This window comes from Pseudomonas sp. H26/SER47-MNA-CIBAN-0231 (assembly GCF_040310465.1).
In the GTDB taxonomy this organism is placed as follows: Bacteria; Pseudomonadota; Gammaproteobacteria; order Pseudomonadales; family Pseudomonadaceae; genus Aquipseudomonas; species Aquipseudomonas atacamensis.
Map to the genome: position 1 here is coordinate 91,480 of NZ_JBEOPW010000019.1, position 26,180 is coordinate 117,659.

24 protein-coding genes and 1 other RNA gene are annotated in these 26,180 nt (G+C 61.3%); 20 read left to right on the forward strand and 5 right to left on the reverse strand.

The window, feature by feature from the left end; all coding sequences use genetic code 11:
- The first annotated feature begins 1 nt into the window (after window position 1).
- Both AAEZ10_RS23185 and AAEZ10_RS23190 read left to right on the forward strand, forming a co-directional pair.
- Window positions 2-619: a glutathione S-transferase N-terminal domain-containing protein gene (locus AAEZ10_RS23185; protein ID WP_007961620.1), complete on the forward strand. Its 618-nt coding sequence runs from the start codon at window positions 2-4 to the stop codon at window positions 617-619.
- Between the two features lie 16 nt (window positions 620-635).
- Window positions 636-1,049 carry a ClpXP protease specificity-enhancing factor gene (locus AAEZ10_RS23190; protein ID WP_350571157.1) on the forward strand — a complete coding sequence of 138 codons (414 nt, stop codon included), beginning with the start codon at window positions 636-638 and terminating at the stop codon, window positions 1,047-1,049.
- A 48-nt stretch (window positions 1,050-1,097) separates the two neighbouring features.
- Here AAEZ10_RS23190 and AAEZ10_RS23195 read toward each other — a convergent pair whose 3' ends face one another.
- The 4 genes from AAEZ10_RS23195 to AAEZ10_RS23210 form a co-directional block, all read right to left on the reverse strand.
- A complete protein-coding gene (locus tag AAEZ10_RS23195; protein WP_024014250.1) occupies window positions 1,098-1,676 on the reverse strand; it encodes a BON domain-containing protein in 579 nt (192 codons plus the stop codon).
- Window positions 1,673-2,266, reverse strand: coding sequence for a phosphoheptose isomerase (locus AAEZ10_RS23200; RefSeq protein ID WP_008082788.1), 594 nt, complete (start codon window positions 2,264-2,266; stop codon window positions 1,673-1,675). Before AAEZ10_RS23200 ends, AAEZ10_RS23195 begins: the two co-directional genes overlap by 4 nt.
- Before the next feature lie 101 nt (window positions 2,267-2,367).
- Window positions 2,368-2,730 (reverse strand): YraN family protein, encoded by a 363-nt coding sequence (locus tag AAEZ10_RS23205; RefSeq protein ID WP_016773265.1) that lies wholly within the window; start codon window positions 2,728-2,730, stop codon window positions 2,368-2,370.
- The gene (locus AAEZ10_RS23210) at window positions 2,730-4,541 is read right to left on the reverse strand and encodes a penicillin-binding protein activator (protein ID WP_073473468.1); all 1,812 of its coding nucleotides are present in this window, start codon (window positions 4,539-4,541) and stop codon (window positions 2,730-2,732) included. The genes AAEZ10_RS23205 and AAEZ10_RS23210 overlap by 1 nt, the downstream gene beginning before the upstream one ends.
- A 177-nt stretch (window positions 4,542-4,718) precedes the next feature.
- Between AAEZ10_RS23210 and rsmI the strand changes: the two genes are divergently transcribed.
- The 18 genes from rsmI (at window position 4,719) to lpxC (ending at window position 24,272) form a co-directional block, all read left to right on the forward strand.
- A complete protein-coding gene (gene rsmI, locus AAEZ10_RS23215; RefSeq protein ID WP_350571160.1) occupies window positions 4,719-5,624 on the forward strand; it encodes a 16S rRNA (cytidine(1402)-2'-O)-methyltransferase in 906 nt (301 codons plus the stop codon).
- A gap of 73 nt (window positions 5,625-5,697) precedes the next feature.
- An RNA gene (gene rnpB / locus AAEZ10_RS23220) (RNase P RNA component class A) lies at window positions 5,698-6,051 on the forward strand.
- Window positions 6,052-6,453: 402 nt separating this feature from the next.
- Window positions 6,454-6,909 carry a division/cell wall cluster transcriptional repressor MraZ gene (gene mraZ / locus AAEZ10_RS23225; RefSeq protein ID WP_007917012.1) on the forward strand — a complete coding sequence of 152 codons (456 nt, stop codon included), beginning with the start codon at window positions 6,454-6,456 and terminating at the stop codon, window positions 6,907-6,909.
- On the forward strand, window positions 6,906-7,853 hold the full coding sequence (gene rsmH / locus AAEZ10_RS23230) for a 16S rRNA (cytosine(1402)-N(4))-methyltransferase RsmH (protein ID WP_016773268.1): 948 nt from the start codon (window positions 6,906-6,908) through the stop codon (window positions 7,851-7,853). The genes mraZ and rsmH overlap by 4 nt, the downstream gene beginning before the upstream one ends.
- Window positions 7,850-8,143, forward strand: a complete 294-nt coding sequence (gene ftsL / locus AAEZ10_RS23235) for a cell division protein FtsL (RefSeq protein ID WP_016773269.1) — start codon at window positions 7,850-7,852, stop codon at window positions 8,141-8,143. Before rsmH ends, ftsL begins: the two co-directional genes overlap by 4 nt.
- A complete protein-coding gene (locus AAEZ10_RS23240) occupies window positions 8,143-9,882 on the forward strand; it encodes a peptidoglycan D,D-transpeptidase FtsI family protein (RefSeq protein ID WP_174823877.1) in 1,740 nt (579 codons plus the stop codon). Before ftsL ends, AAEZ10_RS23240 begins: the two co-directional genes overlap by 1 nt.
- The gene (locus tag AAEZ10_RS23245) at window positions 9,882-11,345 is read left to right on the forward strand and encodes a UDP-N-acetylmuramoyl-L-alanyl-D-glutamate--2,6-diaminopimelate ligase (RefSeq protein WP_016773271.1); all 1,464 of its coding nucleotides are present in this window, start codon (window positions 9,882-9,884) and stop codon (window positions 11,343-11,345) included. Before AAEZ10_RS23240 ends, AAEZ10_RS23245 begins: the two co-directional genes overlap by 1 nt.
- On the forward strand, window positions 11,338-12,705 hold the full coding sequence (locus tag AAEZ10_RS23250) for a UDP-N-acetylmuramoyl-tripeptide--D-alanyl-D-alanine ligase (RefSeq protein ID WP_024014246.1): 1,368 nt from the start codon (window positions 11,338-11,340) through the stop codon (window positions 12,703-12,705). Before AAEZ10_RS23245 ends, AAEZ10_RS23250 begins: the two co-directional genes overlap by 8 nt.
- Window positions 12,705-13,787: a phospho-N-acetylmuramoyl-pentapeptide-transferase gene (mraY, locus tag AAEZ10_RS23255; RefSeq protein ID WP_016773275.1), complete on the forward strand. Its 1,083-nt coding sequence runs from the start codon at window positions 12,705-12,707 to the stop codon at window positions 13,785-13,787. The genes AAEZ10_RS23250 and mraY overlap by 1 nt, the downstream gene beginning before the upstream one ends.
- A gap of 5 nt (window positions 13,788-13,792) precedes the next feature.
- On the forward strand, window positions 13,793-15,139 hold the full coding sequence (murD, locus tag AAEZ10_RS23260) for a UDP-N-acetylmuramoyl-L-alanine--D-glutamate ligase (RefSeq protein WP_350571164.1): 1,347 nt from the start codon (window positions 13,793-13,795) through the stop codon (window positions 15,137-15,139).
- Window positions 15,136-16,353: a putative lipid II flippase FtsW gene (gene ftsW / locus AAEZ10_RS23265; RefSeq protein WP_016773276.1), complete on the forward strand. Its 1,218-nt coding sequence runs from the start codon at window positions 15,136-15,138 to the stop codon at window positions 16,351-16,353. Before murD ends, ftsW begins: the two co-directional genes overlap by 4 nt.
- Window positions 16,343-17,413 (forward strand): undecaprenyldiphospho-muramoylpentapeptide beta-N-acetylglucosaminyltransferase, encoded by a 1,071-nt coding sequence (gene murG / locus AAEZ10_RS23270; RefSeq protein WP_041479961.1) that lies wholly within the window; start codon window positions 16,343-16,345, stop codon window positions 17,411-17,413. Before ftsW ends, murG begins: the two co-directional genes overlap by 11 nt.
- Window positions 17,406-18,866: a UDP-N-acetylmuramate--L-alanine ligase gene (gene murC, locus AAEZ10_RS23275; protein ID WP_039761387.1), complete on the forward strand. Its 1,461-nt coding sequence runs from the start codon at window positions 17,406-17,408 to the stop codon at window positions 18,864-18,866. The genes murG and murC overlap by 8 nt, the downstream gene beginning before the upstream one ends.
- On the forward strand, window positions 18,863-19,837 hold the full coding sequence (locus AAEZ10_RS23280) for a D-alanine--D-alanine ligase (RefSeq protein ID WP_016773280.1): 975 nt from the start codon (window positions 18,863-18,865) through the stop codon (window positions 19,835-19,837). Before murC ends, AAEZ10_RS23280 begins: the two co-directional genes overlap by 4 nt.
- Window positions 19,838-19,841: 4 nt before the next feature.
- Window positions 19,842-20,708 (forward strand): cell division protein FtsQ/DivIB, encoded by an 867-nt coding sequence (locus AAEZ10_RS23285; protein WP_016773281.1) that lies wholly within the window; start codon window positions 19,842-19,844, stop codon window positions 20,706-20,708.
- Between the two features lie 15 nt (window positions 20,709-20,723).
- A complete protein-coding gene (ftsA, locus tag AAEZ10_RS23290; RefSeq protein ID WP_016773282.1) occupies window positions 20,724-21,983 on the forward strand; it encodes a cell division protein FtsA in 1,260 nt (419 codons plus the stop codon).
- A 68-nt stretch (window positions 21,984-22,051) separates the two neighbouring features.
- Window positions 22,052-23,248: a cell division protein FtsZ gene (ftsZ, locus tag AAEZ10_RS23295; protein ID WP_016773283.1), complete on the forward strand. Its 1,197-nt coding sequence runs from the start codon at window positions 22,052-22,054 to the stop codon at window positions 23,246-23,248.
- A 112-nt stretch (window positions 23,249-23,360) separates the two neighbouring features.
- Window positions 23,361-24,272, forward strand: coding sequence for a UDP-3-O-acyl-N-acetylglucosamine deacetylase (gene lpxC / locus AAEZ10_RS23300; RefSeq protein ID WP_007916984.1), 912 nt, complete (start codon window positions 23,361-23,363; stop codon window positions 24,270-24,272).
- 179 nt (window positions 24,273-24,451) lie between these two features.
- Here lpxC and AAEZ10_RS23305 read toward each other — a convergent pair whose 3' ends face one another.
- A complete protein-coding gene (locus AAEZ10_RS23305; protein ID WP_350571168.1) occupies window positions 24,452-25,960 on the reverse strand; it encodes a sensor domain-containing diguanylate cyclase in 1,509 nt (502 codons plus the stop codon).
- Window positions 25,961-26,180: the final 220 nt, after the last annotated feature.

The following is a 26,180-nucleotide window of genomic DNA, read 5'->3' on the forward strand; positions in this document are numbered from 1 at the left end:
CATGGGCGTGACCAATCGGTTGGCCTGTTACTCCGACCCCGCCGACCACTATTCCCACCGAGTGCGCATCGTGCTTGCAGAGAAGGGTGTCAGCGCCGAAATCATTTACGTGGAAGCGGGCCGCCAGCCGCCTAAACTGATTGAGGTGAACCCTTACGGCAGTCTGCCGACGCTGGTCGATCGTGACCTGGCGTTGTGGGAGTCGACCGTGGTGATGGAGTATCTGGATGAGCGTTACCCGCACCCGCCGCTGATGCCGGTTTATCCGGTGGCGCGGGCCAACAGCCGTCTGCTGATCCACAGGATTCAGCGTGACTGGTGCGGGCTGGTGGATCTGATTCTGGATCCCAAGAGCAAAGAGGCTGCACGGGTCGTGGCGCGCAAGGAACTGCGCGAAAGCCTGACCGGCGTTTCGCCGCTGTTTGCCGACAAACCGTTCTTCCTCAGTGAGGAACAAAGTCTGGTGGATTGCTGCCTATTACCCATACTCTGGCGTTTGCCGATTCTGGGTATTGAACTGCCGCGGCCGGCCAAGCCGCTGCTTGATTATATGGAGCGCCAGTTTGCGCGTGAGGCTTTCCAGGCGAGTCTGTCTGGTGTCGAACGCGATATGCGCTAAGGCTTAAGGAGCCGCTATGAACTCCAGTCGACCTTATCTGGTCCGCGCGCTCTACGAGTGGATTGTGGATAACGATTGCACCCCGCACATGCTGGTCAACTCCGAGTACCCGGCGGTGCAGGTGCCACAGGGTTTTGCCAGTGACGGCCAGATCGTCCTGAACATCTCACCGAGTGCCGTGCGTCATCTGCACATGGATAACGACGTGGTGACGTTCGAAGGCCGCTTCGGCGGTGTTCCGCACAGTCTCTACGTGCCGATCAGCGCGATCCTGGGCATTTATGCGCGGGAGAACGGCCAGGGCATGGTGTTTGACCTCGAGTTGCCGATGGACGACGAGGAAGACATCGGGCCGGATGACGACTCGCCGCCACCGGGCAGCGAGCCGCCACGCCCGAGTGGCCGGCCAAGCTTGAAGGTTGTGAAATAAAAAAAGGCGATCCGGATGGATCGCCTTTTTTGTGTCTGCCTTTTACGGTCAGTCGATGTATTCGAACAGCTTCACAATCTTCTGCACACCAGACACACCCTGAACCAGATTGGTTGCCTGAGTGGCTTCCTGTTTGGTCAGCAGGCCCAGCAGGTAGACGATGCCGTTCTCGGTCACGACCTTGATGCGCGAGCCAGGAATGCTGGCGTCGGTGAGCATCTGGGTCTTGATCTTGGTGGTCAGCCACGCGTCGTTCTGGCGCGCGAGCAGGGAGGACGGTTGCAGCACTTGCAGTTCGTTGTGCACCTTCTTCACGCGCTGGACGTTGGCGGCGGCTTGCTCAGCCTTGGCCTTGAGGTCTTCACGTGGCGTTTGGCCGGCGAGCAGGACCACGCCGTTGAAGCTGGTGATGACGATGTGCGAGTCGTTGTCCAGTGCCGGATCGGCCTTGGCGATGTTCACGCCCGCTTTGGTTTCGATCAGCGAGTCGTCGATCTTGCTGCCGAAGGTGCGCGTGCCACGGTCGTCTTCGATCGGCGCTTCACGGCTGGCGTTCACCACCGAGGTGCAGCCGCTGATGCCGAGGCACAGGGTCAAGGCCAGAAGGCCAAGGCGATTAGGGGTCATTCTTCACTCCCGAACAGTTGGCTGTCGATCAGATCGCAAAGGCAATGGATCGCCAGCAAGTGGACTTCCTGAATACGTGCAGTGACGTTGGCCGGTACGCGAATCTCGACGTCCTCGGGCAACAGCAGCGACGCCATGCCGCCGCCATCGCGTCCGGTCAAAGCTACGACAATCATTTCGCGATCATGTGCGGCCTGGATCGCTTGAATAATGTTCGCCGAGTTGCCGCTGGTCGAAATCGCCAGCAACACATCGCCCGGCTGGCCGAGCGCGCGGATCTGCTTGGAGAACACTTCGTTGTAGCTGTAATCGTTGGCGATCGAAGTGATCGTCGAAGTGTCGGTAGTCAGCGCAATCGCCGGCAGACTCGGACGCTCGCGCTCGAAGCGGTTGAGCAGCTCCGAAGAAAAATGCTGGGCATCGCCGGCCGAGCCACCGTTGCCGCACGAGAGCATTTTGCCTTCGTTGAGCAGGGCATTGACCATGATCTGGCTGGCTTGCTCGATGTGCGGTGCAAGTACGTCCATCGCCTGTTGCTTGGTGTCGATACTGGCCTGGAAAAGCTGGCGAATTCGGGATTGCATGTCCATCTGTGTGACCTTAAGTGGCGCGGCTGTTCGGCACGTGAATGTGCAGCCGGCAAAGCAAAGAGCAAAATGTGTCGGACGAAAACAGGGCAGGGTGCAGGCGATCAACTGTCGAAAGCATTCTGCAACCAGTTCAGCTGATTCGGGTGGCTGTCGATCGCCACCACATCGAAGCGGCAGGGGGAATTGGCCCAACGCGACTCGCGCTGAAGAAAATACTGTGCTGCAAAGATCAGTTTCTGCTGCTTGCGCTCGTCGATACTGGCGAGCGCGCCACCCCATTGAGTGTTTTTTCTGTAGCGAACTTCAACGAATACTACTGTATCGCCATCAAGCATGACCAGATCAAGCTCGCCGCGTTTGCATAACCAGTTCTGCGCCAACAGGCGCAGACCTTGTTGTTGCAGATGTTCGAGCGCCTGGCGCTCGGCATCCTTGCCGCTTTGCGAGCGTGACCTGTCGGGCATTAGCGCGGTGTGTCCGGCAGGCGCTGCACCTGACCACTGACGAACTGTGCCCATGGCAACTGGCGCACTACGCGCTGGGTCTGTGTCATGCCGAGGCTGCCCGATTGACCTTCGATGCGGCTGTCCGGCAGGGCCTTGAGTTGGCCCAGGCGCGGGGCCAGGCGATAGGCGTCGGCGCCCATGGCGTACAGGCGACCGAGGCTGCCATTGGCTTGCGGCCATTGCGCAGCCACTTGCTGGCGCAGCGGATCGCTGGTTTCCAGCAACCATGGGGTTTCGCAGAAGCGAATGCCGTTCATGTCGTTGTACTGGTTGACGTCGCCGCTGGCGCTGTACACATGGGAGGTCGCGTAGACCGGCACGTCACCGGCGTACTGGAAGTTCAGGGTCGGCTTGATCTGCTGGGCCTGTTGCGGCGTCGCGGCCAAGAAGATGAATTCGATGTCCTGGCGACGCGAAGGCTGGGCGGCGACATTGGTGCCGGCAACATTCTGCAGGCTCTTGGCGCGGGCTTCGCTCTGACGCAGCTGGAACATGTCGGCGATCTGCTGGGCCAGTTGCACCGGCTGATCGACACGCTCGGTGGCAACGATACTGCCGCCATTGGCTTGCCAGTCCTGGCTGAAGGCACGCAGGACGCGATCGCCCCATTCGCCCTTCGGCACCATGATCGCGGCGCGATGCAGGCCGTCGGCACGAGCGCGACGGGAAACTTCGCGAGCTTCGTCTTCAGCCGCCAGACCGAACTGGAACAGTTGCGCCGGGCCTTGCTCGCCTTCGCTGTAGTTCAGCGCCAGGGTGGTGATTGGCAGTTGCGGGCGAGTGCTCAGTTGCTTGACCAGTGGTTTTTCCAGCGGGCCGACTACCAGTTGCACGCCGTCAGCTTGGGCCTTGCGATAGAACTCGTCCATCGAGGTCAGCTTCGAGCTGTCGTAGAACTCGATGGCAGGTGGGTTCTGGCCGGCCTGTTGCGCCTGATAATGCGCGGCCATGAAGCCTTCACGCAGCGCTTTGCCGACCGACGCCAACTGGCCGTCCTGTGGCAGCAGCAGGGCGATTTTGCTCAGTGGCTGGCTGGCCAGTTCCTTGAGCTTGGTCAGCGGCAGCGGCAGGTTGATCGCCGCCGGGTGCTTTGGATTCTGCGCACGCCAGTTGTCGATCGCGGCTTGTTGCTGTTCCAGCGTGCCTGCGGTTTTCACCGCTTGCGCCAGTGCCATCCAACCGCCGAGATCGTCGGTGTTGTTCGGTTGCAATTGATCGGTTGGCAGCGAAGCGATCAGGGTCCAGATCGCTTCGTGATTCTTGCTCGCCGCTTCGCCTTCCAGCATCGGTGCGATGAACACACGTTCGCGGGCAGCGGCCAGTGTCTGGCCGTCGGCTTCAAGGGCGCGGGCGTGAACAGTGCCAGTGCGCACTTGCTGCTCTTCCGGCATTTCCCCGAGCTTCTGGAAGCTCGGATGGCTCAGGGCGGTCAGCGCAGCTTTCGGCTGATTGCGCGTCATGGCCAGTTCGGCGGACAGCGTATTGGCGAAAATCTGCTGGCCTGGCTTGAGTTGCTCCACCGGCACTTGTTGCAGGATTTGCGCGGACTGGCCGGCATTGCCTTGGCGGTAAGCCTGGTCCGCCGCGCTCAGGCGCAGCAGGGCGGCTTGTTCCGGGGTTTTAGCCTGCGCAGCCTGTTCGAGCAGTTGCTCGATGCTGGCGTCCGGAGTCCGTGGAAGTTCGCCAAGGCTGGAGGAAGGGGAGCTGGCACACGCGGCCAACAAGGCAGCGAGGCAGAGGGCAGTGAACAGCCGCAGGCAAGCGATCATGTAAGTGTTCCTGATACTCGATCAAATTAGCGTGGAATTGTACCCAAGCACTGGCCGGGGCGCGATGTTACTGGCGTGAATCGGTCAATTTAGCTGGAGTAAATGTTGCGGCAGCGCACAACCGGGCGAAAAACCACACTCGGCCGGAGCGCATCGCAAGCCTCATGACGCGCTACAATGGCCGCTTTTACCGATCACGAGGTGTGCGCTTTGACTGCTCCAGGTCCTTTGAATTCCGCTGCTGGCTCGCTTTATGTGGTGGCGACGCCCATCGGCAACCTGGACGACATCAGCGCCCGGGCCTTGAAAATCCTCCGTGAAGTGGCCCTGATTGCAGCGGAAGATACCCGGCATTCGGCGCGCCTGATGCAGCACTTCGGCATAGGCACGCCCTTGGCCGCATGTCACGAACACAACGAACGGGATGAGGGTAGCCGCTTTATTACCCGGTTGTTGGCAGGCGACAACGTCGCGCTGATCTCCGATGCCGGTACGCCGCTGATTTCCGATCCGGGTTATCACCTGGTGCGTCAGGCCCGTGCGGCCGGCATCAACGTGGTGCCGGTGCCGGGTGCCTGCGCGTTGATCGCGGCGCTGTCGGCGGCGGGATTGCCGTCCGACCGTTTTATCTTCGAAGGTTTTCTGCCGGCCAAGTCGGTCGGACGCAAAGCGCGTCTGGAAGCGGTTAAAGAAGAGCCGCGCACATTGATTTTCTATGAAGCGCCGCATCGCATTCTCGGATGCCTGCAGGATATGGAAGCGGTGTTTGGCGGCGAGCGTCAGGCTCTGCTGGCGCGGGAAATCACCAAAACCTTCGAAACCCTCAAAGGCCTGCCGCTCAGCGAACTGCGTGCGTTCGTCGAGTCCGACAGCAATCAGCAGCGCGGCGAGTGCGTGGTTCTGGTGGCCGGCTGGACGGCGCCGGAGTCGGAGGACGCGGTCAGCAGCGAAGCCATGCGCATCCTCGATCTGCTTCTGGAGGAAATGCCGCTCAAGCGCGCCGCCGCACTGGCAGCGCAAATCACTGGCGAGCGCAAAAACGTGTTGTATCAGGTGGCGCTGGATAAACAGAAAGGCGTGTAAGCCGTCGCCCATGGCGTTCCTGAGGGTTTTAGCGCTTGTTCTTCCGGCGCTCTGCCGTTAACCTTCGCGGCGGAGAGTCGATCGGACAGTCGCTGCCCTCTATGAAAATTAGGGGGGGGAGGAAAGTCCGGGCTCCATAGGGCGAAGTGCCAGGTAATGCCTGGGAGGCGTGAGCCTACGGAAAGTGCCACAGAAAATAACCGCCTAAGCGCGCAAGCGCCGGTAAGGGTGAAAAGGTGCGGTAAGAGCGCACCGCACGTCTGGCAACAGTTCGTGGCTAGGTAAACCCCACTTGGAGCAAGACCAAATAGGGTCCCAAGGCGTGGCCCGCGCTGGGACCGGGTAGGTTGCTAAAGATGTCCAGTGATGGCCATCGTAGACGAATGACTGTTCAAGACAGAACCCGGCTTACAGATCGACTCTCCACCTTTTTCTTTCCCTGCTTGAAACAAAAAAGACGCGGCTGTGTAATATCAGCCGGCCTGGTCTGAAACTCCGGCAGCGGCAAACGCGGTAATAGCCTTTTCCCACCCTGCTTCAATCAACAGCCGAAGCGCCTTTGTAATACCGAAAAAATCTTACTCTTAACAAACTACTTTAACTTTCGAGCGCAGCTTTCAGTGCTGCATCAAGTTATTGGTCGAAACTTCACGTCAGATTCTCGTTGAGCCTCCTTTTACGTCGCTAAATCTCCGTTCTGTAAGGCTTTTCCTTTAATCCGCGCCTTGACGGTGTGGTGGGCGCATTCCTATAGTGTGCGCAAGTGGCGGAAAGTGGCATGAAGTGGGTTTTTTGAGCTCAAAACGATAAAAATTGGAGAAACGCTGACGTGTTTCGCGGAGCTAACGCTATCAGTCTCGATGCAAAGGGCCGTCTCGCCATGCCGAGCCGGTACCGTGACGAGCTCGATTCGCGCAGTTCCGGCCAATTGATCGTGACCATTGATGCCGTTGATCCATGCCTGTGTGTCTATCCGCTCGATGAGTGGGAAATTATTGAAACCAAGTTGCGCGCACTCCCTTCGCTTCGCGAAGAGAACCGTCGCCTGCAACGTTTATTGATTGGTAATGCCGTCGACCTCGAACTCGATGGCAGTGGTCGTTTCCTGGTTCCGCCGCGTCTGCGCGAGTACGCCAAGCTCGATAAGCGCGCGATGCTGGTCGGCCAACTGAACAAGTTCCAATTGTGGGACGAGGATGCATGGAATGCGGTATCTGCCGCTGACCTTGCTGCTATTCAACAACCGGGCGCGATGCCTGATGAACTGCGTGATTTGATCCTGTGACTATTGATAGCGGCTTTAACCACATCACCGTACTGCTTGACGAAGCCGTCGAGGCTCTCGCCGTACGTCCTGATGGCTGCTATCTGGACGGCACGTTCGGGCGCGGCGGGCACAGTCGGTTGATCCTCAGCCAGCTCGGGCCGGACGGTCGACTCATCGGATTCGACAAGGATCCTCAAGCGATTGCCACCGGGCAAACGCTAGCGGCCGAAGACGGCCGCTTTGTCGTTGTGCAGCGCAGCTTTGCCGAGCTCGGTTCGGTGGTTGCCGAGCAAGGCCTGACCGGCAAGGTCAGCGGCATTCTGCTCGACCTCGGTGTGTCTTCGCCGCAGCTCGATGACGCCGAGCGCGGCTTCAGTTTCCTCAATGACGGGCCGCTGGACATGCGCATGGACCCGTCCCGTGGCATCAGCGCTGCCGAATTCGTCAACACCGCGCCGGTGGAAGAAATCGCCCGGGTGTTCAAGGAATACGGCGAAGAACGTTTCTCCGGGCGTATGGCCCGTGCCGTTGCCGAGCGCCGTGACATCAAGCCGTTCGAGCGCACCGCCGATCTGGCCGAAGTGCTGAAAGTCGCCAACCCGGCGTGGGAAAAGGGCAAGAACCCGGCCACCCGCGCGTTCCAGGGTTTGCGCATTCACGTCAATAACGAACTCGGCGATCTGGAAGCCGGTCTCGACGCCGCGCTTCAAGCGCTGGAAGTTGGCGGCCGTCTGGTGGTCATCAGCTTCCACTCGCTGGAAGACCGCATCGTCAAACTGTTCATGCGCAAGCTGGTGAAAGGCGAGGCCGACAATCTGCCGCGCAACCTCCCGGTTCGCCACGTCGCCTTCGAACCGAAAATCAAAATCCACGGCAAAGCGCAGACGGCCTCCGACGCCGAACTCAAAGCCAACCCACGTTCCCGTAGCGCCGTCATGCGTGTCGCGGAGAAGTTGCGGTGAGCAAGCTTTTCGCCAAACCACTGCCCGGCGGCAGCTTTCTGATGCTGCTGCTGTTTATCGGCGTGCTGTTTTCGGCCATTGCCGTGTCGTACAGCGCGCACTGGAACCGGCAGTTGCTCAACACCCTTTATAACGAACTCAGCGTGCGCGACAAGGCGCAGGCCGAGTGGGGGCGGCTGATTCTCGAGCAGAGCACCTGGACCGCGCACAGCCGCATCGAAGTGCTGGCCACTGAACAACTGAAAATGCACATCCCTGGCGCGGCTGACGTGAAGATGGTGGCGCCATGATGAAACTCGAAGGCGCACTGTTCCCATGGCGCTTCCGCCTGATGGTGGCGCTGCTCGGTCTGATGGTCGCGGCGATCTGCTGGCGCATCATCGACCTGCAAGTGGTCGACCGTGACTTCCTCAAAGGCCAGGGCGACGCGCGCAGCCTGCGGCACATTCCGATTCCGGCGCACCGTGGCCTGATCACCGACCGTAACGGCGAGCCTCTGGCGGTCAGTACGCCGGTGACCACGCTGTGGGCCAACGCCAAGGAAATGCAGTCGGCCAAAGAGAAGTGGCCGGCACTCGCCGCCGCGCTGGGCCAGAACCCGAAAGCCCTGAGCGAACGCCTCGAAGCCCAGGCCAACAAAGAATTCATTTATCTGGTGCGCGGGCTGACCCCCGAGCAGGGTCAGGCTGTGCTCGATCTGAAAGTGCCGGGCGTCTACGGCATCGAAGAATTCCGCCGCTTCTACCCGGCCGGTGAAGTCACCGCGCACATGGTCGGCTTTACCGACATCGACGATCACGGTCGCGAAGGCGTCGAGCTGGCCTATGACGAATGGCTGGCCGGGGTGCCGGGCAAACGACAAGTCATCAAGGATCGCCGTGGCCGGTTGATCAAGGATGTTCAAGTCACCAAGAACGCCAAGGCCGGCAAGCCCTTGGCGTTGTCGATTGACCTGCGTCTGCAATACCTGGCCAACCGCGAGCTGCGCAACGCGATCATCGAAAACGGCGCTAAGGCCGGCAGTCTGGTGATCATGGACGTAAAGACCGGCGAGATCCTGGCCATGGTCAACCAGCCGACCTACAACCCGAACAACCGTCGCAACCTGCAACCGGCGATGATGCGCAACCGCGCCATGATCGACGTGTTCGAGCCGGGTTCGACCATGAAAGCCATTTCCATGAGCGCGGCAATCGAAACCGGCCGCTGGAAACCGAGCGACACCGTCGAGGTGTATCCGGGCTCGTTGCAGATCGGCAAATACACCATCAAAGACGTGTCGAAGACCGAAGGGCCGGTGCTCGATCTGACCGGCATCCTGATCAATTCCAGTAACGTCGGCATGAGTAAAGTCGCCTTCGATATCGGCGGCGAAACCATTTTCCGTCTGGCGCAGAAAGTCGGCCTCGGCCAGGACACCGGCCTGGGCTTCCCCGGCGAACGTGTCGGCAATCTGCCCAACTACCGCGAATGGCGCAAGGCTGAAACTGCAACCTTGTCTTACGGCTACGGTATTTCCGTGACTGCGATCCAACTGGTGCATGCCTTCTCGGCACTGGCCAACAACGGTCGTCTCGCGCCGCTGACCCTGATCAAAACCGACAAGATGCCGCAGACTACCCAAGTGCTGCCGGAAGCCGTGGCGAAAACCATGCAGGGCATGTTGCAGCAGGTAATCGAAGCGCCGCGCGGCGTGTTCCGTGCGCAGGTGCCGGCTTATCACGTCGGCGGCAAGTCGGGTACCGCGCGCAAGACCTCGGTCGGCACCAAAGGCTACGCGGAAAACTCCTACCGTTCGCTGTTCGCCGGCTTCGGCCCGATGAGCGATCCGCGTTACGCCATTGTTGTGGTGATTGATGAGCCGACCAAGGCCGGTTACTTCGGTGGTCTGGTGTCGGCGCCAGTGTTCAGCCGTGTGATGTCCGGCACCCTGCGCCTGATGAACGTGACCCCGGACAACCTGCCGACTACGCAACAGGCCAACGCCACCCCGGTCGTTCCGCTGAAAGCCAATGGAGGGCGCGGCTGATGTCATTAAGTCTGAACAAGATATTCCCCCACGCCGGCCACGATCTGTTGATCCGTGAACTGGCGCTGGACAGCCGCAACGTGCGCGCCGGCGATCTGTTTCTCGCCGTGCCCGGTGGCCGCTTCGATGGCCGTGCGCACATCGCCGATGCCTTGCAACGCGGCGCGGCTGCCGTGGCTTATGAAGTCGAAGGCGCCACCGTGCTGCCGATCACTGACGTGCCGCTGATTCCGGTCAAAGGTCTGGCGGCGCAGCTGTCGGACATCGCCGGGCGTTTTTACGGTGAGCCGAGTCACCATCTGAACCTGATCGGCGTCACTGGCACCAATGGCAAGACCAGCGTGACCCAATTGGTCGCGCAGGCGCTGGATCTGCTCGGCCAGCATTGCGGCATCGTCGGTACGCTGGGTTCCGGTTTCTACGGCGCGCTGGAAAGCGGCCTGCACACCACGCCGAATCCGATTGCCGTGCAAGCAACCCTGGGTGACCTGAAAAAGGCCGGCGCGAAAGCCGTGGCCATGGAAGTGTCGTCCCACGGTCTGGATCAGGGCCGGGTCACCGCGCTGGCGTTCGACGTGGCGGTGATGACCAACCTGTCCCGCGATCATCTGGATTATCACGGCACCATGCAGGCGTACGCCGAGGCCAAGGCCCGGCTGTTCGCCTGGAATGACCTGAAGTGCCGCGTGGTCAACCTCGACGACGATTTCGGCCGGCAACTGGCGGCGGAAAAACGCGAGTCGCGTTTGATCACCTACAGCCTGCTCGACAGCAGTGCCTACCTGTTCTGCCGCGAAGCGCAGTTCGACGACCATGGTGTACGCGCCACGCTGGTCACGCCGCAGGGCGAGCATCACCTGCGCAGTACGCTGCTTGGTCGTTTCAACCTGAGTAACGTGCTGGCCGCAGTCGGCGCCTTGCTCGGTCTGGATTACGCCCTCGACGAAATTCTCAAAGTGCTGCCGAAGCTCGAAGGCCCGGCCGGGCGCATGCAGCGTCTGGGTGGTGGTACGCAGCCGCTGGTGGTGGTCGATTACGCCCATACGCCCGATGCGCTGGAAAAGGTTCTCACTGCGCTGCGCCCGCACGTCAAAGGCCAACTCCTGTGCCTGTTCGGCTGCGGCGGTGATCGTGATCGCGGCAAACGTCCGTTGATGGCCGAAGTGGTCGAACGTCTTGCCGACCAGGTGCTGGTCACCGACGACAACCCGCGCACCGAAGACCCTGCTGTGATCTTCGACGACATCCGCGCCGGTTTCACCGCTGTGGATAAAGTCACTTTCGTCGCCGGTCGCGGCCAGGCCATTGCGCAATTAATCGCCGGCGCAACCGCTGACGACGTGATTGTGCTGGCCGGCAAAGGTCACGAGGACTATCAGGAAATCAACGGCGTGCGCCATGCGTTTTCCGATCTGGTCGAGGCCGATCATGCCCTGACCGCGTGGGAGGTGGCCCATGCTTAAGGCCCTGACACTCAGTGAACTGACCAACGCCCTCGAAGCCCGTTTGATCGGCGCTGACGCGAGTTTCGACGGCGTCAGCATCGACAGCCGCGCCATTCAGCCCGGCCAGTTGTTCATCGCCCTGACCGGCCCGCGTTTCGACGGTCATGACTACCTGAACGACGTCGCCGGCAAAGGCGCCGTAGCGGCACTGGTCGAGCGCGAAGTCGCCGACAGCGCGTTGCCGCAATTGCTGGTCAAGGACACCCGTCAGGCCCTCGGCCAACTCGGCGCGTTGAACCGTGCTGCGTTCACCCAGCCAGTGGCGGCGGTGACCGGTTCCAGTGGCAAGACCACGGTCAAGGAAATGCTCGCGAGCATCCTGCGCACGCGCGGTCCGGTGCTGGCGACCCGTGGCAACCTGAACAACGACCTCGGCGTCCCGCTGACCCTGATCGAACTGGCGCCGGAGCACACCTCCGCCGTGATCGAACTGGGCGCTTCGCGTCTCGGTGAAATCGCCTACACCGTCGGCCTGACCAAGCCGCACGTGGCGATCCTGAACAACGCCGGCACCGCTCACGTCGGTGAGTTCGGCGGTCCGGAAAAAATCGTCGAAGCCAAAGGCGAAATCATCGAAGGCCTGGCCGCCGATGGCATCGCCGTGCTCAACCTCGATGACAAGGCTTTCGGTATCTGGAAGACCCGCGCTGCCGGTCGTCAGGTGCTGACCTTCGCCCTGAGCAACAGCGAGGCGAATTTCCACGCCAGCGATCTGGCCACCGATGCCCGCGGTTGCCCGGCGTTCAATCTGCACACCCCTGAAGGCAGTGAGCGCGTGCAACTGAATCTGCTCGGTACCCATAACGTCGCCAATGCCCTGGCTGCCGCCGCTGCTGCCCACGCCTTGGGCGTATCGCTGTTCGGCATCGCCACCGGCCTCGGCGCGGTGCAACCGGTCAAAGGGCGCACCGTCGCGCAACTGGCGAAAAACGGCATGCGCGTCATCGATGACACCTACAACGCAAACCCCACCTCGATGTGCGCGGCCGTTGATATACTCGCCGGCTTTTCCGGCCGCACCGTCCTGGTGCTCGGAGATATCGGCGAGTTGGGCGACTGGGCGGAGCAGGGGCACCGCGACGTGGGCGAGTACGCCCGAGGCAAGGTTTCCGCGCTTTACGCGGTCGGGCCGAACATGGTCCACGCGGTAAACGCTTTCGGTGAGCAGGCGCAGCACTTCGGCACCCAGGCCGAGCTGATCCAGGCCCTCGCCGCCGAGCAGGACACAAACACCACCATTTTGATCAAGGGTTCGCGCAGCGCAGCGATGGAAAACATCGTTGCGGCTCTGTGCGGGTCCAGTCTGGAGAAACATTAATGCTGCTGCTGCTAGCGGAGTATCTGCAACAGTTCTACAAAGGCTTCGCGGTCTTCCAGTACCTGACCCTGCGCGGGATTCTCGGTGTGCTGACCGCGCTGGTCTTGTCGCTGTGCTATGGCCCGTGGATGATCCGTACTCTGCAGAACCGTCAGATCGGCCAGTCGGTACGTAACGACGGCCCGCAATCGCACCTGTCCAAATCCGGTACGCCGACCATGGGTGGCGCGCTGATTCTGTCTTCGATCGGCGTCAGCACTCTGCTCTGGGCTGACCTGAGCAACCGCTACGTTTGGGTGGTGCTGCTGGTGACCCTGCTGTTCGGCGCCATCGGCTGGGTCGACGATTACCGCAAAGTCATCGAGAAGAACTCCCGTGGCCTGCCGAGCCGCTGGAAATACTTCTGGCAGTCGGTGTTCGGCCTAGGCGCTGCGATCTTCCTTTATATGACTGCCGCGACGCCGGTGGAAACCACGCTGATCCTGCCGATGCTCAAGGACTACAGCATTCCGCTGGGCGCCGGTTTCATCGTGCTGACCTACTTCGTGATTGTCGGCTCGAGCAACGCGGTCAACCTGACTGACGGCCTCGACGGTCTGGCGATCATGCCAACCGTAATGGTCGGCGGCGGCCTGGGGATTTTCTGCTACCTGTCGGGTAACGTGAAATTCGCCGAGTATCTGCTGATTCCTTACGTACCGGGTGCGGGCGAGCTGATTGTGTTCTGCGGCGCGCTGATCGGTGCCGGCCTCGGTTTCCTCTGGTTCAACACTTATCCAGCGCAAGTGTTCATGGGCGACGTCGGTGCCCTGGCACTCGGCGCGGCACTGGGCACCATTGCCGTGATCGTCCGTCAGGAAATCGTCCTGTTCATCATGGGCGGCGTCTTCGTGATGGAAACCCTGTCAGTGGTCATTCAGGTTGCCTCCTTTAAGCTGACCGGTCGCCGCGTGTTCCGCATGGCGCCGATTCACCACCACTTTGAACTCAAGGGCTGGCCGGAGCCGCGCGTGATCGTCCGTTTCTGGATCATCACCGTGATTCTCGTCCTGGTCGGCCTTGCCACCCTGAAGCTGAGGTAGAACGAGTGTCTCTGATCGCTTCTGACCACTTCCGCATCGTTGTCGGCCTCGGCAAGAGCGGCATGTCCCTGGTTCGCTTCCTGGCGAACCGGGGCACGTCGTTTGCTGTGGCCGACACGCGGGAAAATCCACCGGAACTGGCCACGCTCAAGCGTGACTATCCGCACGTGGAAGTGCGTTGTGGCGAGCTGGACGTCGAATTCCTCTGCCGTGCCGACGAGCTCTACGTGAGCCCCGGCCTGGCGCTGGCGACCCCGGCCCTGCAAGCCGCCGCCGCCCGTGGCGTCAAAATGTCCGGCGACATCGAGTTGTTCGCGCGTAACGCACGGGCGCCGATCGTGGCCATTACCGGTTCCAACGCGAAAAGCACCGTGACGACTCTGGTCGGTGAGATGGCGGCTGCGGCCGGCAAGCGCGTCGCTGTCGGTGGCAACCTCGGCACCCCGGCGCTGGATCTGCTCAGCGATGATGTCGAGTTGTACGTCATGGAGTTGTCGAGTTTCCAGCTGGAAACCACCGACCAGCTCAACGCCGAGGTCGCCACCGTACTGAACATCAGCGAAGACCACATGGATCGCTACAGCGGTCTGCCGGCCTATCACCTGGCCAAGCACCGGATCTTCCGGGGCGCGAAGCAGTTTGTGGTCAACCGTCAGGACGCCCTGAGCCGTCCATTGATCGGCGAAGGCCAGCCATGCTGGACCTTTGGCCTGAGCAAACCGGATTTCAAAGCGTTCGGGATCCGCGAAGAAGACGGCGAGAAGTACCTGGCCTTCGAATTCCAGAACCTGATGCCGGTGCGTGATCTGAAGATTCGCGGCGCGCACAACCAGTCCAACGCTCTCGCCGCATTGGCACTGGGTCACGCGGTGGGCCTGCCGTTCGACGCCATGCTCTCTGCATTGCGTACGTTTGCCGGCCTCGAGCATCGCTGCCAGTGGGTGCGCGATCTCGACGGCGTGGCCTATTACAACGATTCCAAAGCCACCAACGTTGGCGCCGCTCTGGCCGCGATCGAAGGCCTCGGCGCGGACATCGACGGCAAGGTCATTCTGATCGCCGGCGGTGACGGCAAGGGCGCCGAATTCAATGATCTGCGTGATCCGGTGGCGGCCAACTGCCGCGCCGTGATCCTGATGGGCTGCGACTCCGACAAGATCGGCGAGGCCATCGGTGATGCCGTGCCGCTGATCCGCGCGTCCTCGCTGGTCGACGCCGTCGCGCAATGCCGCGCCGCTGCCCAACCCGGCGATGTGGTGCTGCTGTCGCCGGCCTGCGCCAGTTTCGACATGTTCAAGAATTACGAAGACCGTGGTCACCAGTTCGTCCGCGCTGTGGAGGAACTGGCATGAACCTGAGAAACATCATCAAGCCGTACCCGTCGCCGCTGATCACCGGGCGTGGCATCGACCTCGACTTCCCGATGCTCGCCGGTTGCCTGGCGTTGCTCGGTCTCGGCCTGATCATGATCGCCTCGGCGTCCACCGAAGTGGCGGCGGCGCAGTCGGGCAGTCCGCTGTATTACATGATTCGCCACCTTATCTATGTGGTGCTGGGTCTGGGCGCGTGCATTGTCACCATGATGATCCCGATCGCCACTTGGCAGCGCCTCGGCTGGATGATGCTGATCGGTGCGTTCGGCCTGCTGGTGATGGTGATCATCCCCGGCATCGGCCGCGAAGTGAACGGTTCGATGCGCTGGATCGGTTTCAGCTTCTTCAACGTGCAGCCGTCGGAAATCGCCAAGGTGTTCGTGGTGATCTACCTCGCCGGTTATCTGGTGCGCCGGCAGAAAGAAGTACGCGAAAGCTGGATGGGCTTCTTCAAGCCGTTCATCGTTCTGCTGCCAATGGCCGGTCTGTTGCTGATGGAACCGGACTTCGGTGCCACCGTAGTCATGATGGGCGCGGCGGCGGCGATGCTGTTCCTTGGCGGGGTCGGGCTGTTCCGCTTCTCGCTGATGGTAGTGCTGGCGGTTGGCGCGGTGGTTTTGCTGATCCAGATGCAGCCGTATCGAATGGCGCGTCTGACCAACTTCGCCGACCCGTGGGCCGACCAGTTCGGCGCCGGTTATCAGTTGTCGCAGGCCTTGATCGCTTTCGGTCGCGGCGAGTGGCTGGGCGTCGGCCTGGGCAACAGCGTGCAGAAACAGTTTTATCTGCCGGAAGCGCATACCGACTTCGTGTTCTCGGTACTTGCCGAAGAACTGGGCGCCGTGGGTTCGTTGTGCACCGTCGCGCTGTTCGTGTTCGTGTGTATTCGCGGCATGTACATCGGCCTGTGGGCGGAGAAGGCCAAGCAGTTCTTTGCCGCTTACGTGGCTTACGGCTTGTCGTTCCTGTGGATTGGTCAGTTCCTGATCAACATCGGTGTGAACGTCGGCCTGCTGCCAACCAAAGGTCTGACCTTGCCGTTCCTCAGTTACGGCGGCAGCTCGCTGGTGATCTGCTGCGCTTGTCTGGGCCTGTTGTTGCGCATCGAGTGGGAGAGTCGGACCCACCTGGGCAGCGAAGAGATGGAATTCCAGGAGAGCGACTTCGCCGAGGAGCCGACTCATGGGCGCTAACGTATTGATCATGGCCGGCGGTACCGGCGGCCACGTGTTCCCGGCGCTGGCCTGTGCCCGCGAGTTTCAGGCGCGCGGCTACACCGTGCACTGGCTCGGCACGCCACGCGGGATCGAAAACGAACTGGTTCCGGCGGCAGGGCTTGAACTGCACCGGATCAATGCCAGCGGTCTGCGCGGCAAGGGCAAGCTGTCGCTGCTCAAGGCGCCGCTGATGCTGCTGAAATCGGTGTGGCAGGCGCGGGCGATCATGCGCCGTCTGAAGCCGGTGTGCGTGGTTGGCTTCGGCGGTTATGTGACCGGCCCTGGTGGCCTTGCTGCGAAACTGGCCGGCGTGCCAGTGATCGTTCACGAGCAGAACGCTGTCGCCGGCACCGCCAATCGGTTGCTGGTGCCGTTCGCCGCCCGAGTGTGTGAAGCGTTCCCCGACACCTTTACTCTGTCGGACAGCCGCCGTACCACCGGAAATCCGGTGCGCAGCGAGCTGTTCCTCGACACATCGCGACCGGCGCTGGCCGGGCGCAAAGCGCGTTTGCTGATCCTTGGCGGCAGCCTGGGCGCAGAACCGTTGAACAAATTGCTGCCTGAAGCCCTGGCCCAAGTCGCTCCCGACCTGCGCCCGGAAGTGTTTCATCAGGCCGGCAAAAATCACGATGAAGTGACTGCCGAGCGTTACCGCGCCGTGGGTGTGGAAGCGCAGGTGCAGCCGTTCATCAAAGACATGGCCCAGGCCTATGGCTGGGCTGACCTGGTGGTGTGCCGCGCTGGCGCGTTGACCATCAGTGAGCTGGCGGCCGCCGGTCTGCCCTCGATGCTGGTGCCCTTGCCCCACGCGATCGACGATCACCAGACCCGCAACGCCGATTATTTGGCCCGCGAAGGCGCTGCCTTCCTGATGCCGCAAAGAACGACTGGTGCCGCGGATCTTGCCGCGCGCCTGACAGAGGTCTTGATGCAACCGCAACGACTCGAAGCAATGGCCCAAGCGGCCCGCCGACTGGCCAAACCCGATGCCACCCGTAGCGTGGTCGATACCTGTCTGGAGGTGGCCCATGGTTGAGAATCAGAAAGCCATGCCACAACCGGAAATGCGCCGCATCCGTCGCATCCACTTCGTCGGCATCGGCGGCGTGGGCATGTGCGGCATCGCTGAAGTGTTGCTGAACCTGGGCTACCAAGTTTCCGGTTCCGACCTGAAAGCGTCGCCGGTCACCGAGCGCCTTGAATCGTTTGGCGCGCAGATCTTCATTGGTCACCGTGCCGAGAACGCCGCTACCGCCGACGTGCTGGTGGTGTCGAGCGCAGTGAACACGTCCAACCCGGAAGTGGCGACTGCCCTTGAACGCCGCATTCCCGTAGTGCCGCGTGCAGAAATGCTCGCCGAGCTGATGCGCTATCGCCACGGTATCGCCGTCGCCGGTACCCACGGCAAAACCACCACCACCAGCCTGATCGCTTCGGTGTTCGCGGCCGGTGGTCTGGACCCGACATTCGTGATCGGTGGTCGTCTGAATGCAGCGGGCACCAATGCCCAGCTCGGCACCAGCCGTTACCTGATCGCCGAAGCCGACGAAAGCGATGCGAGCTTCCTGCATCTGCAGCCGCTGGTGGCCGTGGTCACCAACATCGACGCCGACCACATGGCGACCTACGACGGTGACTTCAACAAACTGAAGAAAACCTTCGTCGAATTCCTGCACAACCTGCCGTTCTACGGGCTGGCGGTGATGTGCCTGGACGATCCGGTGGTGCGTGAAATCCTGCCGCTGGTGAAACGTCCGACCGTGACCTACGGCTTCAGCGAAGACGCCGACGTACGCGCAATCAATGTCCGTCAGCAGGGCATGCAGACCTTCTTCACCGTGCTGCGCCCGGATCGCGAGCCGCTGGACGTGTCGGTGAACATGCCCGGCAACCACAACGTGCTCAACTCGCTGGCGACCATCTGCATCGCCACCGACGAAGGCGTCAGCGATGAAGCCATCGTTCAGGGCCTGTCAGGCTTCCAGGGTGTTGGCCGACGCTTCCAGGTCTACGGCGAACTGCCGGTAGACGGCGGCAACGTGATGCTGGTCGACGACTACGGTCACCACCCGACCGAGGTCGCTGCGGTGATCAAAGCCGTGCGCGGTGGCTGGCCGGAGCGTCGTCTGGTGATGGTCTACCAGCCGCATCGCTACAGCCGCACCCGTGATCTGTACGACGACTTCGTCAATGTACTGGCCGACGCCAACGTGCTGCTGCTGATGGAAGTCTATCCGGCCGGCGAAGAGCCGATCCCGGGCGCCGACAGCCGCAAGCTGTGCAACAGCATCCGTCAGCGCGGTCAGCTCGACCCGATCTACATCGAGCGTGGCGTTGACCTGGCGCCGTTGGTCAAGCCGCTGCTGCGCGCGGGCGACATTCTGCTGTGCCAGGGCGCTGGTGATATCGGCGGTCTCGCGCCGAAGCTGTTGAAAAGTGAATTGTTCGCCGGCGCCGTGGCGGCGCCGGTCGAGGGGAAGTTGAAATGACTGCTGCCTACGCCAAGCTGTTCTCCACCATCGCGCCGAAAGACTTCGGCCGCGTCGCCGTGCTCTTCGGCGGCCTGAGTGCCGAGCGTGAGGTTTCGCTGAAATCCGGCAACGCCGTGCTCGAGGCACTGCAAAGCGCTGGCGTCGATGCGTTCGGTATCGATGTGGGCGAAGACTTCCTGCAGCGTCTGCTCAGCGAAAAGATCGACCGCGCGTTCATCATTCTCCACGGTCGCGGCGGTGAAGACGGCAGCATGCAGGGCCTGCTCGAGTGCGCGGGCATCCCTTACACCGGCAGCGGCATTCTTGCTTCCGCACTGGCGATGGACAAGCTGCGCACCAAGCAGGTCTGGCACAGCCTCGGGATTCCGACGCCGCGTCACGCCGTACTGTGCAGCGAAGCCGATTGTATTTCCGCAGCGACGGAACTGGGCCTGCCTTTGATCGTCAAACCGGCGCATGAAGGTTCAAGTATCGGGATGGCCAAAGTGAATTCTGCGTCCGAGTTGATCGACGCATGGAAAGCGGCCAGTACCTACGATTCGCAAGTGTTGGTCGAGCAATGGATTCAAGGTCCGGAGTTCACCATCGCCACCCTGCGTGACCAGGTGTTGCCTCCTATCGCCCTGGGTACACCGCACACGTTCTACGACTACGACGCCAAGTACATCGCCAACGATACCCAGTACCGCATTCCGTGCGGGCTCGACGCGGCCAAGGAACAGGAACTCATGGAGCTCACGGCCAAGGCCTGTGAGGCGCTGGGTATCGCCGGTTGGGGCCGGGCGGACGTGATGCAGGACGCCGACGGGCAGTTCTGGTTCCTCGAAGTCAATACCGCACCGGGCATGACCGATCACAGCCTGGTGCCGATGGCGGCGCGGGCTGCCGGTCTGGATTTCCAGCAACTGGTTCTGGCCATTCTGGCCGCCAGCGTTGAAGACGCAGGCGCAACAGAGGCGCGAGGTTAAGACCATGCAAGGCGCTCATCTCAGACATCAGCCACCCGCACCCGGCCGCAAGCCGGTGCCGCGGGGTGCCAGCCGAATGGTGGCGAAAGAGCCGATGTCCGCGCGCCTGCCGAAAGCCAATTTCAGCTTTCTGAAAAGCCTGTTCTGGCCAGTGCTGCTGGTGGCGCTGGGCTTTGGCACCTACGAAGGCGCGCAGCGTCTGCTGCCGTACGCCGACCGGCCGATCAGCAAGGTCGCGGTGCAGGGCGACCTCAGTTACATCAGCCAGCAGGCGGTGCAGCAGCGAATCGCGCCGTTCGTGGCGTCGAGCTTCTTCACCATCGACCTCGCCGGCATGCGCAAAGAGCTGGAACAGATGCCATGGATCGCTCATGCCGAAGTGCGCCGGGTGTGGCCGGACCAGGTGGTGATCCGCCTCGAAGAGCAATTGCCGGTGGCCCGATGGGGCGACGAGTCGCTGCTGAACAATCAGGGTCAGGCATTTACCCCCAGAGAGCTGGCGAACTACGAACACCTGCCGCAGCTGTTCGGCCCACAACGGGCTCAGCAGCAGGTGATGCAGCAGTATCAGGTGCTGAGCCAACTGCTGCGGCCGCTGGGTTTTTCGATTGCACGCCTGGAATTGCGTGAACGCGGCAGCTGGTTCCTGACCACCGGTGCCGGCAGTTCCGGCCCCGGCATCGAGTTGCTGCTGGGACGCGGCAACCTGGTGGAAAAGATGCGCCGCTTCATCGCCATCTATGACAAGACGCTGAAAGAGCAGATTACGAACATTGCGCGCATCGATCTGCGCTACGCCAACGGCCTCGCTGTTGGCTGGCGGGAACCCGTAGCGCCGACGACAGCCCAACCCGCTGTCGCAAAGAATTAAGAAGAGGCAGGACCCATGGCAAACGTGCAAAGCGGCAAAATGATCGTCGGTCTGGATATCGGCACCTCCAAAGTGGTGGCGCTGGTAGGCGAGGTCGCGGACGACGGCCAGCTGGAAATCGTCGGGATCGGCACGCATCCGTCCCGCGGCCTGAAGAAGGGCGTGGTGGTCAACATCGAATCCACCGTGCAGTCGATCCAGCGCGCGATCGAAGAAGCCCAACTGATGGCCGGCTGCCGCATTCACTCGGCGTTCGTCGGCGTGGCCGGCAATCACATCCGCAGCCTGAATTCCCACGGCATCGTCGCGATCCGTGATCGCGAAGTCAGCTCGGCGGACCTTGAGCGTGTGCTCGACGCCGCTCAGGCCGTGGCGATCCCGGCTGACCAGCGCGTGCTGCACACCCTGCCGCAGGATTACGTGATCGATAACCAGGAAGGCGTGCGCGAGCCCCTGGGCATGTCCGGCGTGCGTCTGGAAGCCAAGGTTCACGTGGTCACCTGCGCCGTCAACGCTGCACAGAACATTGAAAAATGCGTGCGCCGCTGCGGTCTGGAAATCGACGACATCATTCTCGAGCAACTGGCCTCGGCCTACTCGGTGCTGACCGACGACGAGAAAGAACTGGGCGTGTGCCTGGTCGACATCGGCGGCGGCACCACCGACATCGCGATCTTCACCGAAGGCGCGATCCGTCACACCGCCGTGATTCCGATTGCCGGTGATCAAGTGACCAACGACATCGCCATGGCGTTGCGCACTCCGACCCAGTACGCCGAAGAGATCAAGATCCGTTACGCCTGCGCCCTGGCCAAACTGGCCGGTGCCGGTGAAACCATCAAGGTGCCGAGCGTTGGCGACCGTCCACCGCGCGAACTGTCGCGTCAGGCCCTGGCCGAAGTGGTCGAGCCGCGTTACGACGAACTGTTCACCCTGATCCAGGCCGAGCTGCGTCGCAGCGGCTACGAAGACCTGATCCCGGCGGGCATCGTGCTCACCGGTGGTACGTCGAAAATGGAAGGCGCCACTGAACTGGCCGAAGAAATCTTCCACATGCCGGTGCGCCTCGGTGTGCCGCATGGCGTGAAAGGTCTGGATGACGTGGTACGCAACCCGATTTATTCCACTGGCGTCGGTTTGTTGATGTACGGCCTGCAAAAGCAGTCCGACGGAGTTTCGTTCTCCGGCATCGGCAGCCGCGACAGCTACAGCAGCGAAGAGCCTCAGGCGCCGCTGCTGGACCGACTGAAAAAGTGGGTTCAGGGCAATTTTTAAAAGCTTTACCGCAACACCGCAACAAACAGCAGTAGGCGAAAAAACTAGAGAATGTAAGGAGAGGGAAAATGTTCGAACTCGTAGACAACATCCCCGCAAGCCCGGTAATCAAAGTTATCGGTGTCGGCGGTGGCGGCGGCAACGCTGTCAATCACATGGTCAAGAGCAACATCGAAGGCGTTGAGTTCATCTGCGCCAACACCGATGCTCAAGCGCTGAAAAACATCGGCGCGCGGACCATCCTGCAACTGGGCACCGGCGTGACCAAAGGCCTGGGTGCCGGCGCCAATCCTGAGGTCGGCCGTCAAGCCGCTCTGGAAGACCGCGAGCGCATCGCTGAAGTGCTGGCCGGCACCAACATGGTGTTCATCACCACCGGCATGGGCGGCGGTACCGGTACCGGTGCAGCGCCGATCATCGCCGAAGTGGCCAAGGAAATGGGCATCCTGACCGTTGCGGTCGTGACCCGTCCGTTCCCGTTCGAAGGCCGCAAGCGTATGCAGATCGCCGACGAAGGCATTCGCATGCTTTCGGAAAGCGTCGACTCGCTGATCACCATTCCGAACGAAAAACTGCTGACCATCCTCGGCAAAGACGCAAGCCTCTTGTCGGCTTTCGCCAAGGCTGACGATGTACTGGCCGGTGCCGTTCGCGGTATCTCCGACATCATCAAACGTCCGGGCATGATCAACGTCGACTTCGCCGACGTACGCACCGTGATGAGCGAAATGGGCATGGCGATGATGGGCACTGGCTGCGCCAGCGGTCCGAACCGTGCACGTGAAGCTACCGAAGCGGCAATCCGCAACCCGCTGCTGGAAGACGTCAACCTGCAAGGCGCGCGCGGCATTCTGGTGAACATCACCGCCGGTCCTGACCTGTCCCTGGGTGAGTACTCCGACGTGGGTTCGATCATCGAAGCCTTTGCTTCCGAGCACGCGATGGTCAAGGTCGGTACCGTTATCGATCCGGACATGCGCGACGAGCTGCACGTAACCGTGGTTGCCACCGGTCTGGGCGCGAAAATCGAGAAGCCTGTGAAGGTTATCGACAACACCGTGCACACCTCGATGGCTTCCGCCCAGGTGCAACAACCGGCTCCGGCCCGTCAGGAGCAGCCAGCGGTGAACTACCGTGACCTGGACCGTCCGACCGTCATGCGCAACCAGGCTCAGGCCGGTGCTGCGGCTGCCGCGAAGATGAATCCGCAGGATGACCTGGACTACCTGGACATTCCGGCATTCCTGCGTCGTCAGGCCGATTGATGGAATGTATCAGGGCTATGAAGGTGATTGGTGTTCAGCAAAGGCATGGTCTGCTATCATCGCCAGCCTTTGTTGATACCAGTTCGCAATTTGCGCTGAAGCGGCCCAAGCCATGATTAAACAACGCACACTGAAAAATATTATCCGTGCCACAGGTGTAGGCCTGCACTCCGGTGAGAAGGTCTATCTGACTCTCAAGCCTGCGCCTGTCGACACTGGCATTGTGTTTTGTCGCGCTGACCTCGACCCTGTGGTGCAGATTCCTGCCCGCGCGGAAAACGTCGGTGAAACCACTATGTCGACGACGCTGATCAATGGCGACGTCAAAGTGGACACGGTAGAGCACTTGCTCTCGGCCATGGCTGGCCTGGGCATCGATAACGCCTACGTCGAGCTCTCCGCGTCCGAAGTCCCGATCATGGATGGCAGCGCTGGACCCTTCGTATTCCTGATTCAATCGGCAGGCCTGGAAGAACAGGACGCCGCCAAAAAATTCATCCGCATCCTGCGTGAAGTGACAGTGGAAGACGGCGACAAGCGCGCCACTTTCGTCCCTTTCGAAGGTTTCAAGGTGAGCTTCGAGATCGATTTCGATCACCCGGTATTCCGGGACCGCACCCAGAGTGCAAGCGTGGATTTTTCCAGCACTTCGTTCGTTAAAGAAGTCAGCCGCGCCCGTACCTTTGGCTTCATGAGTGATATCGAGTACCTGCGCAAGCACAACCTCGCACTCGGCGGCAGCGTGGAAAACGCGATCGTGGTCGACGCTGATGGCGTGTTGAACGAAGACGGTCTTCGTTATGAAGACGAATTCGTCAAACACAAGATCCTCGATGCGATTGGCGACCTGTACCTGCTGGGCAACAGCCTGATTGGTGAGTTCAAAGGCTTCAAGTCCGGTCATGCACTGAACAACCAGCTGCTGCGCAAATTGATTGAGCAGACAGACGCTTGGGAAGTGGTGACGTTCGAAGACGCCAGCACCGCACCAATCTCTTACATGCGGCCGGTTGCGGCGGTGTAAGTAAAAAACCTCTCTAGTTTTTTGAAGGCCATCCTCGGATGGCCTTTTTTTATGCCTGTGGTTTCTCTAGTGCCTGATCAGGCCTCTTCGCGAGCAGGCTCGCTCCCACCTTTGAAAGGCATTCCAACCGTGGGAGCGAGCCTGCTCGCGAAGGCGCCGGTGCCTTCACCCTGGAAACATCAGGCTGACACCACAACGCGATTACGCCCGCCTTCCTTGGCCTGATACAGCGCCTTGTCCGCGGCAAACAACAACTGCTCCAGGGTCATCTCGCTCGCCGATGTCCAAGTGGCGATGCCGATACTCACGGTCATCGCCCGCTCAGCGCCTTCGACCCAGGGCAAGTTTTCCACAGCCTGGCGAATCTGCTCGGCGATCTGCTGCGCTCCTGCGCTGTCGGTCTCGGCGAGAATCACCGAAAACTCTTCACCGCCATACCGCGCGACCAGATCCGCCGGGCGTCGCACGTTCGCGGTGATGACCTTGGCCAGTTCACGCAAGACCTGATCCCCAGCCTGATGGCCATGGCGATCATTGAAGGCCTTGAAGTGGTCGGCATCGATCATCATCACCGACAGCGGCTGGCCCGAGCGCTGGGCGCGGAACCACTCGTGGCGCAGGGTCTGATCGAGCATGCGCCGGTTGGCCACGCCGGTCAGGTCATCGGTGGCAGCCAGTTGCGCCAGTTCGCGTTCGGCGCGATGGCGCAAACGCAGTTCCCTGGCGAGCAGCCAGGTCAGCCACAAAAGCCCCAGGCACAACACGCCGGTGGCGCCGCTGATCAGGATCGCCGTGCGCCGCCAGGTGCCGAACACCTCCTCGCTGGACAGCGCGACCATCACGGTCAACGGCAGATTGCCGACCCGCGAGTAGGTGTAGAGCCGCCGTTGTTTATCCATGCTAGAGGTGCTGGTGAAACTGCCGCTGCCATCGCGGTCGCTGAGAATCCGCACGACGTTGGGCCGGTTGCCGAAACTCTTGCCGACCGAATCGCTCTGCAGATACGGCTTCTGCGCGAGCAGCACGCCATCGCTGTTGATGATGTTCAACGTGCTGTCGGTGCCGATGTCGAGGCTCTTGAACAGGTCGTCGAAGTAGTCGAGTTTCAACGAAGCGACGGCAACGCCGAGGAATTCGCCGGTCTGCGAGGAAATGCGCCGGCTGAAGCTGATGCGCCACTGATCGGCCTCTTCGCAATCGCAGCGGGTCTTGAACGGACGGCTGATAAACATGCCGATGTCGCGGTTGAATGCATGAGCGAGAAAATAATCGCGGTCGGCGAAATTGCCCGGTTTCGCTTCGATGCGCGAGGAGTCGGCGATCACCTCGCCATGCTTGTCGAGCAGGAGGATGTCGCCCTTGAAGCGCGCGGTGGCAGAGCGATCGAACAGCGCCAGATGACGGATCTGCGGCGAGACGTTCTGCAGGTCGTCACGCTGAGCGGCGGCGATCAGCCCTTGCAGCGTCAGGTCGTACAGCTCGACGGTGCGCAGCACATCGGCATCGATCAATTGCGCGATGGTCGTGGCGCGGCGCGTGGCGACTTCCTGCGCACTGGCGTACTCGCGGATCAGCAGGAAGGTGACGATGCACACCATCGCAATCACGGTCAGCAGGCTGCCGAGGATCAGCAGGCGCTCGGGGCGACCGGTAAGGCCTGTGATGGAAGGCGTGCGGCTGGTGATCATGATGGGGAGCCGGTTGAAGTGGTTTCATAAGCTTAGTTGGGCTGACGCCGGACGAACCTGTGGGAGCGAGCCTGCTCGCGAAAGCGGTGTGTCATTCAACACAGATGTTGACTGACAATCAGCTTTCGTCGGAACGCCGCCCGGAGCAGGCTCGCTTGTATGGTAGGACTTGAAGGGAGGAGGAGGGACAAGGCTCGATTCTGACTGTTAGCGCAGTACA